Consider the following 3,216-nt stretch of genomic DNA (forward strand, 5'->3'; position numbering starts at 1 on the left):
CACCCAACGGACTATGGGTAACGCCAGCTCACGTGAGGTAATGTCCGGGCTGGAACAAACCCCCGTCCGGGGGCGCTACCGGGTGGTACCGGGCCGATGACCGGGGACTGGACCGGGGATCTATCGGAACAGAAGACGGGGCGGGCTTCGCAGTCCGGTGCTGTCGTGGCACTGTAGAAACCGCGATGACGACATCAATCCCCCGCCGGTTCACCGCCAGGACCCAGGCCGCGCTCGCCGTTGAACGTCTGGCGGCCGAGGCGTCACGCCGGCTCGGCCGTGGTTCCGGCGAGATGATCGGTGGCAAGCTCGCGCTGCGGGTATCCCCGGCGGCGCTCGCCGAGGTCGGCTCCCACCGGATGACCGCCTGCGTGTCGGGCACCAACGGCAAGACCACCACCACGAGGCTGCTTGCCCGGGCCCTGGGCACCCTGGGGCCGGTCAAGTCGAACAGCGGCGGGGCGAACATGGCGCCCGGGGTGCTGGCCGCGCTGTCCCGGCCGCCGTTTGACGCGGCGGCGGCTCTCGAGGTGGACGAGATCTGGCTGTCGAAGGTGACCAGGGAGATCTCGCCGCGGGTGGTCCTGCTGCTGAACATCAGCCGTGACCAGCTCGACCGGTCCAACGAGACGCGGCGCATCGCCGCCATGTGGCGCGAGCTCGGCTCGGAGCTGCGCGACACGACGGTGGTCGCGAACGTCGATGATCCCCTGGTGGCCTGGGCGGCGGCGGGCTGGCACCGGCAGGTCTGGGTGTCGGCGGGGCAGAACTGGACGGCGGACGCGATGGTCTGCCCGCAGTGCGCCCGGCTGCTGTACCGCAACAGCAGCGGCTGGTGGTCCGAGTGCGGGCTGGCCAGGCCCGAGCCGATCGTCGCGGTCACCGGCTCCCGGGAACTGTTCTGGTACGGCCGCACCATCGAGGCCCGGCTCGATCTGCCCGGACGGGTGAACCTCGGCAACGCGGCGATGGCCGCCGCCGCAGCCCGGGAGTTCGGCATCGAGATCGAGGATGCGCTTGCGGCCATGACCGGCCTGGGCGATGTGCAGGGTCGCTATCAGGAGGTGGCGCTCGGCGAGGAGGGCCATCGAGGCCGGTTGCTGCTGGCGAAGAACCCCGCTGGCTGGGTGGAGATGATGGAGCTGTTGGCGGACGCGCCGCCGCGGCCTGTCGTCATCGACTTCAACTCCCAGACCGCTGACGGGCGGGATCCGTCCTGGATCTGGGACGTGCCGTTCGAACGGCTCGCCGGCCGGCAGGTGCTGGTCACCGGGGAGCGCAAGGAGGACATGAGCGTTCGGCTGGCCTATGCGGAGGTGCCGCACAGCGTGTATGCCAGCGCGCAGGACGCGGCCCTGGCCGCCAACGAGAAGGTGGTCGACGTCGTCGCCAACTACACGGCGTTCCGCGATCTGCTGGTGAGGTCCACGCAGTGAGGTTGTGCACGTGGCGAGGTTGTGCACGTGGCGAGGTTGTGCGCGAGATGAGGGGATCCACGCGATGACGGGCGGCTCTGCGACCAGGATCGCGCTGATCTACCCCGAGCTGCTTGGTACCTACGGCGACGGCGGTAACGCGATCGTGCTGTCCCAGCGCCTGCGCTGGCGTGGTTTGCCGGTTGAGGTGGTGAACGTTCCTGCGGGGTCGGCGGTGCCCGAAAGCTGTGATATCTACCTGCTCGGCGGCGGCGAGGACGCACCGCAGGTCCTCGCCGCGGACGGCATCCGGCAGAACCGGGCGATCCGGCGAGCGGTGAGCTCGGGAGCGGCGGTGCTCGCCGTGTGCGCCGGCTACCAGGTGATCGGCGCGACCTTCCCATCCGGTGGGGAGATCCACGGGGGGCTGAATCTCGTCGACGTGGAGACCCGTCGCTCCTTCGGCCCGTCGGACGCGCCGCCGGCGCGTGCGGTCGGGGACATCGTGGTGGAACCGGACGCACGGCTCGGCCTGCCCACCCTGTACGGGTATGAGAATCACGCCGGGCGGACGAGGCGGTTGCCCGACGCGAGCGGCATCCCGCTCGGTACGGTCCGGCTCGGGATCGGTGACGGTGACGGCGGAACGGACGGCATCGTGGATGGCCGGGTCATCGGCACCTACCTGCACGGGCCGGTGCTCGCGCAGAACCCCGCCCTCGCCGATCTCCTGCTCAGCTGGGTCCATGGTCCGCTGCCGCCGTTGGACGCGCCCCGCGAGGTGGAGGTGCTGCGCCAGGTCCGGCGCCGCGCGTTGGCCGTCACCTGACGCGTCCCCTGGCGTTTTTTTTGGGGGGGACAAGGCGGACAGGCCCCGGTCTGACCCCGGTCTTGTCGTCATCTGCTGCCAGGTTTGCGGCGTTTCCCGGCCAGCGGTGTGGTTCGGTTGGACCGTGGTGTCGAATCCCCTCGCCGGATGGTGGGGCAAAAACAAGAGAACCGTGCTCATCGTCGGTGTCGTGATCGTGGTCGCCTGGGGCTACCTCGGGACCCGTGACCGCCCGAAGACCCAGCGGGTCAGCCTGCCCGGCGACTACGCGTCGGCGGGCCGCGAGCTGCTCGTCCATGCCCCGTCCGATCCCGCCAACCCGCTTCCGCTGGTGTTGATCCTGCACGACGACAACGCGGACGCGAAGTCACTTGACCGGCAGAGTGACGCCGGCAAGCTCGCGAACTCCCGCGACTTCGCGGTGGCCTTCCCGGAAGCCGTGGGCGGCACGTGGCGGATCGACGGACCCGAGGGGGCGGACGTGCGCTATCTGCGCGACGTGGTCCGCTTCGTCTCCACGAAACGGACCAAGGTGGATCCGAACCGGGTCTACGTGTGGGGGATCGGCGAGGGTGCCCGGCTGGCCCTGACCGCCGCCTGCGCCCCGGGTAAGCCGGAGTTCGCCGCGGTCGGCGTCGTCGGGCAGTTCGACCCGGAGCCCGGGCCGACCTGCCAGGACCGTGTCCCGGAGGGCCGGGCCCCGGAGGCCTCCTGGGACCGGAAGGTCAGCGAGACCCTGTGGAAGTTCTCGTCTGTTCACCGGCTGGGGGCCTGACCGCGGCGCCCGCGAGCGGGCCGGGCGGTTTCCGCACCGGGCAGAGACCGAGGGCTGAAGTCCGCCGATGCCGCCGGGAGGGGGGTAGCGGCATCGGCGGACCTGGTCGGCCGGGGCCCGAGGCCCGCCGGCCTTCCCGTGCGGATGGGGGGGGGAATCCGAGGGAAGGCCGGCGGAATCGGGGGCCTTCCGGCCGG

3 protein-coding genes are annotated in these 3,216 nt (G+C 70.9%); all 3 read left to right on the top strand.

The window, feature by feature from the left end; all coding sequences use genetic code 11:
• Nucleotides 1-185: 185 nt before the first annotated feature.
• The 3 genes from AC08ON_RS15700 to AC08ON_RS15710 all read left to right on the top strand — a co-directional run bounded on the left by AC08ON_RS15700 (nucleotide 186) and on the right by AC08ON_RS15710 (nucleotide 3,019).
• A complete protein-coding gene (locus AC08ON_RS15700; RefSeq protein ID WP_476608242.1) occupies nucleotides 186-1,436 on the top strand; it encodes a MurT ligase domain-containing protein in 1,251 nt (416 codons plus the stop codon).
• A gap of 64 nt (nucleotides 1,437-1,500) precedes the next feature.
• Entirely contained in the window at nucleotides 1,501-2,244 is a 744-nt protein-coding gene (locus tag AC08ON_RS15705) for a type 1 glutamine amidotransferase (protein ID WP_476608243.1), read from the top strand.
• 127 nt (nucleotides 2,245-2,371) lie between these two features.
• Entirely contained in the window at nucleotides 2,372-3,019 is a 648-nt protein-coding gene (locus tag AC08ON_RS15710; protein ID WP_476608246.1) for an alpha/beta hydrolase family protein, read from the top strand.
• Nucleotides 3,020-3,216: the final 197 nt, after the last annotated feature.

This window comes from Frankia sp. CoWAU3, from assembly GCF_977971855.1.